This window comes from Deinococcus betulae, assembly GCF_020166395.1.
Classification (GTDB): domain Bacteria; phylum Deinococcota; class Deinococci; order Deinococcales; family Deinococcaceae; genus Deinococcus; species Deinococcus betulae.
Genome location: NZ_JAIQXU010000001.1, coordinates 534,888 through 541,477, shown reverse-complemented (window position 1 = coordinate 541,477; position 6,590 = coordinate 534,888). Strand labels below are relative to the sequence as shown.

The window sequence follows — 6,590 nt, the reverse complement described above, 5'->3', positions numbered from 1 at the left end:
AAGGTCGGCTTTGGCCTCGTCGCAGCCGGCGACGTCGCTGAAACTCAGCTTGATCTGCCCCTCCCCGATCACCGCTGCCTTCGACCGCCCAAAGGTCGCGGCGCCGCCGCCACCACTGCCCGTTCGCATGGACCGCCACAGCACCACCAGAATCAGGCCGGTCAGGACGAGCGGCAGCACCTGCGCCAGCCAGCCCAGCCCCGACCCGGCCGCGACCACCCGCAGCGCCGCCCCTGACTGCCGGATGCGGGCCAGGGTCGCGCCGTCTGCCGGCACCAGCAGGGTCTGCACGCGCGGGCTGCCTCCCTCGCCCGCCAGAGTCACGGTGGCCTGCCCGCCGCTGCTCAGGACCACGCGCGTGACCTGCCGGGCGTTCAGGTCGGCAAAAAAGCGGTTGGTGGTGTAGGGCTCGGCGCGCGCCGCCGAAGTGGGCGGCGCGGCCAGCGCCCCGGACACACTCAGCAGGGTCAGCGCAAGGCAGGCGGCGCGAAACATGCACCATGCTACGCCGCCTGCCCGGCAGGTCGTCTGCAACTGGGCCACAATCGGCGCAACTGCGGGGTCTAGAAGGCCCCGCAGCGCTAAGGACGCTGCGGGGCTGGCCCTCAGCTTTCCGTCAGCTGGCGCCCGTATGCTGATTGTTATGCGCACTGCACTTCTGCTTTCTCTGGCCCTGGGCCTCAGCGCCTGCACCGTGACGGTTCGTCCCAACGTGGGCCTGCAAGGCTCGGGCAGCAACCTGATTACTGGGCTTCGCCCAGACCGCGGCGAGGGCAGCACCTACGCCGTGGGCGAAGCGGTGCGCGTGAGCGTCACCACCCGCGCGCCCGGCTACGTGACCCTGCTGGCGCTGCAAAGCAACGGTGTGGGCAGCGTACTGGTGCGGAACGCCTACGTGCAGGCGGGCACCACCACCTTTCCCCGTGCGGGCGACGGCGTGACCTACAACCTGGCCGAGCCGCGTGGTCTTCAGCGTGTGCGCGCCATCTTCACGCGGGTGCGCCCCACCACCGACCTCGTGCTGCGCGGCACCTTCGACGACGGCCGCTGGAACGCCACCAGCAACGCCTACCTGGAGCCTTACGCCACCGCTGACCGCGACGTGCAGGAAACGTACTTCTACATTCGCTAACCCAGTCACGGCGGCGGCCCCCAGGATGAGGGGCCGCCGCTTCTGGTGGCGTTTCAGCGGGGTGAGGGCAGGCGTCCATTTCGGCGCGGCGCAGTGCTATGGCGGGTGCCGCGCCACGCCTGCACGAGGGCGCGCACGGCGGGCACCTGCTGACCTCCGGCCACATTCAGGGCAGCCACCATCGCCTCGCGTTCTGCGGCTGCCGTGCCCAGCAGATACAGGGCGCGGGCCTGCGCCAGAGCCTGAAGCCGTTCTGGGGTGCGTTCGGGCAGGTGGTCAGCAGTGTGTCCCCAGGTGCCAGTGGGCCAGCGCGTGGCCACCTTGAGCGCCGCGTCGCAGGCCAGCCAGCGCCACAGCTCGGGGGCAATGAGAACGCTGCGGGTTCGTACACCGCGCAACTCGGGCAGATCGGACCAGTGCTGCGCGCCTGGCCGCGCTGGCCCGGAACACTCCAGTCCCAGCACTCGTACGCGCCTGACCACGCTCTGCCGGGGGAGACCCTGCGCTGCGGCCCAGGTTCGCAGTGCCTGGTGCAGCTCGGCAAAGGTGCCGCCTGAAGCGACCACATCCACCAGCGCGGCCCGCCGCTCCTGTGCGGCCAGGCGACGTGGGTTCAGGCCAGCGGCTTCCAGAAGGGGCCGCAGCGCCACCTGCTGGGCCGGACTCAGCTCGGCGCCCAGCAGAGAAACATTGAGTCCGTGGGCTGTCCATGGCGCCCGAATCCCGGCCAGTAGGCCGCCCAGGTAGGCCCGGAGGGGCTCGGGTGAGCGGCCCACGAACACCAGATCGTGACCTGCCGCCGCGACCAGCACCCCAGCCAGGGCAGCGCGCAGGTCGGCCAGCTGGTCATGAAGCTCGGCGGGGGCCGGCGTCAGTGGGCCCAGCCCGGCGGCTCGCGCCACGTTCCAGACCGGCGGGCCAGCGCTGAGCAAGGGAGAGGGAGCTGTCATGCCGTCATGGTGCGCAACGGGCCTGGCCGCGCGCGTCCGTCGCCTGGCGGAGCGGCCGTTGAGCAGAATGGACAGGTCAGAGAAAGGGGAAACTCTTCACCACGAAGTCTAGAAAACTCACCTGGGCCAGTAGCGCGGCAGTAACTGTGCCCCTGGCCTGTCAGAAATTAACCGCCACATCCGCCAGCATGATGCCCAGCGTCAGCACAAGTCCAGCGCAGGTCCAGAACCGTCAGCGCGGTCCGACACCCAGCGGCGCGTATGTTGTAGGGCAACCGGCTCCGCGCCACAGGTCTGCGGCGTGATAGACAGCGTCTCTCAGCAACTCCAGTGCCGTCACGCCGCGCATGGTCTGGGACAGGGCTCAAATATCCTGCCAGTATCCTGGCGCCATGAGCTTGACCTTCGAAGACGCCCGGCAGCGCGTGGACGCTTATATCGGCCAGTTTAAGGAGGGGTACTTTCCGCCCCTGCTGATGCTGGCCCGCCTGACCGAGGAAACCGGCGAGGTGGCGCGCGTGCTGGCCCACCAGAACGGCAAGACCCCCAAGCCCGGCGAGGACCCCGGCGACCTAGAACTGGAACTGGCCGACCTGCTGTTCGTGATGCTGTGCATGGCCAATGAGCGTGGGATCAGCCTGGAGCGCGGCTTTGAGCGCATGATGGACAAGGTCGAGCGCCGCGACGCGAACCGCTGGACCAGAAAGGATGAGGCCCCCACCCATGACTGACCTCCGCTATCCCATTGGCCCAATGCCCACGCCGCTGACCCTCACGGCCGAAGAGCGGGGAGCCGCCACGGCTCAGATCGCTGAGCTGCCCGGCCTGCTGTCAGCCGCTGTAGAAGGCCTGACTGAAGCGCAGCTGAATACCCCCTACCGCGAGGGTGGCTGGACGGTGCGCCAGGTGGCGCATCACGTGGCCGAAAGCCACATGAACGCCTTTGTTCGGCTGAAGCTGGCCCTGACCGAAGACAATCCGGTAATCAAACCCTACGAGGAAGCCCTGTGGGCCGACTTGCCCGACACGCAGCTCTCGCCCGAGGTCAGCCTGACGCTCATCAGCAGCTTGCATGTGCGGCTGGGCCTGCTTTTCGGGGCTCTAGACCAGGGGGGGCCAGAGTGGGGTCGGCTGTGGACCCATCCTGCCCAGGAGCGGACCTATACCGTGGACACCCTGCTGGCCATGTACGCCTGGCACGGCCGGCACCACGTCGCCCACATCTCCGGGCTGCGTGAGCGTCAGGGGTAGCCATGCAGTTTGGTCCAGAGGCTCATGTGCCTGTGGCTCACCGTGCGGCGGGCGTGGTCATCCTGAACCAGACGGGCGACATTCTGCTGGTGCGGGAAAATGGCGTGCCAGGGCAGCGGCAGAAAGCTGGCCTGTGGCACATCCCCAGCGGCACCGTGGAGGACGGCGAGAACCCCCAGGACACGGCGGTCCGTGAAGCGGGGGTACGGGTGCGCCTGCTGAAGTTTCTGGCGGCGTACCTGGGCCGGTTTCCAGACGGCGTGCCGGTGCTGCGCCATGCCTGGCTGGCTGAGGCGCTGCCTGGCTCGACCTTTCACCCTACTTTTCAGCATGAGGTGGCCGAGGTGCGCTTTGTGCCCCAGTCCGACTTCCTGTCCCTCTACGGCGCCGGGCAGATTCGGATGCACCACACCCGCCTGTTTTACGAGGACGCGCTGCGGGAATGGGGACGCCTCAAGGCTGGACCATAAAAAAGGCCCCGGTGTGGGGCCTTGTTGAGATTTGGCTTGAATACGGGGGTCTTTAATTCTGCTCTGTTCGCGCTCTGTGGCCCTCAAAGGTGGGGAAGAGGTGTGCCCTCGTAGCGGTTCAAGAGCCCCCAGTGGTCCTCTCCACTCACCACGGCCTCCGGCCCACTTCCCGAACGCCGTGCTTACTCGTAGCCCAGTTCGCGCAGGGCTTCTTCATCCTCGCGCCAGCCGGGAATCACGATGACTTCCAGGCCCAGGAAGACCTTATGGTTCAGGAAGACTTCTAGTTGCTTGCGGGCGGCCTGGCCAATCTCGCGCAGCTGCTTGCCGCCCGCGCCAATGACCATGCCCTTGTGGGCGTTCTTCTCCACCACAATCTCGCCTTCAATGCGTTGCAGGCCGTCTTCGCGTTCGGTCCAGCGGTTGACGCGCGTGGCCACGGCATAAGGCAGCTCGTCGCGCAGCTTTTTCATGGCCTCTTCGCGGATGATCTCGGCGGCCCACATCTCGCGGCTCTGGTCGCTGGCGCTGCCCTGCGGAAAGAAGAAGGGGTTTTCCGGCAGGATGGCCAGGAGCTGCTCGCGCAGGGTGGCCACCGCGTTCGGGTTGTTCTGCGCGCTCAGCATGGTCTCGCTCAGCTCGGCCTCGCGGCCTTCGAGCAGCGCGCGGTAGAGCTTCATGGCCTCGTCGGGGTATTTGGCGGCGTCCGTTTTGTTGCCTACCAGAAACAGCGGCTTGGGCAATTCGCGCACCTGGCGGGCGACCAGCTGATCCTCGTCGGTGGGCGGGTGGCGCAGGTCCACCACCCAGACCACGCCGTCCACATCGGCCAGGGCCGAATGCACCTCGTGGTTCATGTACTTGCCCAGTGCGTCTTTGGGTTTGTGCAGGCCCGGCGTGTCGACAAAGACAATCTGGCGGTTCTCGGCCGTATGAATGCCGCGCACGCCCCGGCGCGTGGTCTGCGGCCGGGGACTGGTGGGGGCGACTTTGGTGCCCAGAAAACTGTTCAGGAGGGTGCTTTTGCCGACGTTGGGCTTGCCCACAATGGCCACGAAGCCAGAGTGGGTTTGCTCGCCGGAGGTCAGAGAAGATTCCGTCATCACCCTGCATTGTGGCATGGCCCCCTGAGGGCTGCTGAGGCGCAGGTGCCTTTTAGCGGTGACGGCGAGCCTGCAAGCGGCGGATCATGGGGGGCACGGCGGCGCGCGGCAGCAGGCGCAGGGCCGCCACCTGCAACTGGTTCAGCCGGCCTGGGATCACCACCGCCTGACCGCGCAGCATGGCGTCTAGGCCCTGGGCGGCCACCTCGTCGGCGCTCAGCATCGCCAGGCGCACGGGCCCGCGCAACAGTTCGCTGTGGCCCAGCCCACTGGCGGCCTGAAAGCCTGTTTGCACCGGGCCGGGGCAAAGGGCCGTCACCGTCACACCGCTGCCGCGCAGTTCCTCATTGAGCGCTTCACTCAGACTCAGGACGTACGCCTTGCTGGCATAATACGGCGCCATCAGGGGACCCGGTTGAAAGGCGGCGGTGCTGGCCACATTCAAGACGCGGCCCCGCCCCCGCGCGACCATGCCCGGCACCAGCAGCCGCGTCAGTTCGGTGACGGCCGTGATGTTCAGGGCCAGCTGCTGGCCAATATCGGCCAGGTCCTGCTGTAGAAACTCGTCAAAGTGCCCCAGACCCGCGTTGTTCACCAGGATGTCGGGCGTGAGGCCACGCGCCGTCAGCTCTTCAGCCAGGGCCTGCGCCGCGCCGCTACGGGCCAGATCGGCGGCCATCACTTCCACGGGGACGCCGTGCAGGCGCCCCAGGTCGCTGGCCAGCGCCTGAAGTCGGTCCTCCGAGCGGGCCACCAGAATCAAAGAGGCGCCGCGTGCGGCCAGTCCGGAGGCCAGGCGTTCGCCAATGCCACTGCTGGCACCGGTGACGAGGGCGGTGGCGGGAGTCGGGAGGACAGTGTGGATCATAGGATGCTCCTTGGGTCTAAATAACCCTGGGTAAGTAGGGAAATATTAGTAACCCTGGGTAAGTTTGTCAATGGACGGATTTTCTGCCTACGGATAGACGCCTGAATTGCAGCCTTATACAATTAACCTGTGGTTATTTCTTCTCGCGCCCGTTCGGAGGAGGCCAAGGCCACGCGCCGGGCAGACATTCTGCAGGTGGCGCGGTCGCTGTGGCGCACCCACCGTTATGAAGACCTCACGCTTCAGGCGGTGGCAACCCAGGTCGGGCTGACGAAAGCCGCGCTGTACGGCTATTTTCCGACCAAAGAGAGCTTATTTCTCAGTCTGTATGAAGAACTGCTGGCCGAATTTTTCGCCCACTGGGAGCGGCATCTGGCCTTGGGTGGGATTCACACCCCAGCGTCTCTGGCCCGTCTGAGTGCCGCGCTGCTGGGCGATCACCCCGACCTGGTGCGCTTGATGCCGCACCTGGCGGGGTTGCTGGAGCGCAACATCACGCCGGATGGTGCGCGTGCCCACAAGACCTGGCTGCTGGGCCGCATCCCTCCGCTGCTGGCCGCCTTACACCGCGCGCTGCCCACGCTGCCAGAAGGGCAAGCATTGCCGCTGCTGACCGCCACGCAGGCGCTGGTGGCGGGCCTCTATCCCATGAGTGACCCTGCCCCAGCGGTTCAGGAAGCCCTGAGTGACCCGGCCCTGGCGCCGCTGTGCGTGGCCTTTCAGCCAACCTTAGAATTGAGTCTGCGTGCCTTGTATACCGGCCTGTGTCTGCCGCCTGAGTTCTGATTTAGGTTCTTACGGCGGCGCTTGCAGAAG

8 protein-coding genes and 1 pseudogene are annotated in these 6,590 nt (G+C 66.7%); 5 read left to right on the top strand and 4 right to left on the bottom strand.

The window, feature by feature from the left end; genetic code table 11:
- A pseudogene (locus tag K7W42_RS02540) lies at nucleotides 1-495 on the bottom strand (ATP-dependent zinc metalloprotease FtsH); the annotation flags it as partial.
- 148 nt (nucleotides 496-643) lie between these two features.
- Here K7W42_RS02540 and K7W42_RS02535 point away from each other — a divergent pair.
- The gene (locus K7W42_RS02535) at nucleotides 644-1,132 is read left to right on the top strand and encodes a DUF4384 domain-containing protein (protein ID WP_224571939.1); all 489 of its coding nucleotides are present in this window, start codon (nucleotides 644-646) and stop codon (nucleotides 1,130-1,132) included.
- A 53-nt stretch (nucleotides 1,133-1,185) separates the two neighbouring features.
- Here K7W42_RS02535 and K7W42_RS02530 read toward each other — a convergent pair whose 3' ends face one another.
- Nucleotides 1,186-2,082: a hypothetical protein gene (locus tag K7W42_RS02530; RefSeq protein WP_224571938.1), complete on the bottom strand. Its 897-nt coding sequence runs from the start codon at nucleotides 2,080-2,082 to the stop codon at nucleotides 1,186-1,188.
- A gap of 392 nt (nucleotides 2,083-2,474) precedes the next feature.
- Here K7W42_RS02530 and K7W42_RS02525 point away from each other — a divergent pair, with 392 nt between their 5' ends.
- From K7W42_RS02525 to K7W42_RS02515, 3 genes are read left to right on the top strand one after another with little or no spacing between them, the layout of a single operon-like run.
- Nucleotides 2,475-2,813: a nucleotide pyrophosphohydrolase gene (locus K7W42_RS02525; RefSeq protein WP_157459902.1), complete on the top strand. Its 339-nt coding sequence runs from the start codon at nucleotides 2,475-2,477 to the stop codon at nucleotides 2,811-2,813.
- Nucleotides 2,806-3,333: a YfiT family bacillithiol transferase gene (locus K7W42_RS02520; RefSeq protein WP_224571937.1), complete on the top strand. Its 528-nt coding sequence runs from the start codon at nucleotides 2,806-2,808 to the stop codon at nucleotides 3,331-3,333. The genes K7W42_RS02525 and K7W42_RS02520 overlap by 8 nt, the downstream gene beginning before the upstream one ends.
- A gap of 2 nt (nucleotides 3,334-3,335) precedes the next feature.
- Nucleotides 3,336-3,803 (top strand): Nudix hydrolase, encoded by a 468-nt coding sequence (locus K7W42_RS02515; protein ID WP_255638903.1) that lies wholly within the window; start codon nucleotides 3,336-3,338, stop codon nucleotides 3,801-3,803.
- 182 nt (nucleotides 3,804-3,985) lie between these two features.
- On the opposite strand, the gene era is transcribed toward K7W42_RS02515, so the two are convergent.
- Both era and K7W42_RS02505 read right to left on the bottom strand, forming a co-directional pair.
- Entirely contained in the window at nucleotides 3,986-4,906 is a 921-nt protein-coding gene (gene era, locus K7W42_RS02510; RefSeq protein ID WP_157459906.1) for a GTPase Era, read from the bottom strand.
- A 52-nt stretch (nucleotides 4,907-4,958) separates the two neighbouring features.
- Nucleotides 4,959-5,774: an SDR family NAD(P)-dependent oxidoreductase gene (locus K7W42_RS02505; RefSeq protein ID WP_224571935.1), complete on the bottom strand. Its 816-nt coding sequence runs from the start codon at nucleotides 5,772-5,774 to the stop codon at nucleotides 4,959-4,961.
- A gap of 129 nt (nucleotides 5,775-5,903) precedes the next feature.
- Here K7W42_RS02505 and K7W42_RS02500 point away from each other — a divergent pair, with 129 nt between their 5' ends.
- On the top strand, nucleotides 5,904-6,560 hold the full coding sequence (locus K7W42_RS02500; RefSeq protein WP_224571932.1) for a TetR/AcrR family transcriptional regulator: 657 nt from the start codon (nucleotides 5,904-5,906) through the stop codon (nucleotides 6,558-6,560).
- Nucleotides 6,561-6,590 lie beyond the last annotated feature (30 nt).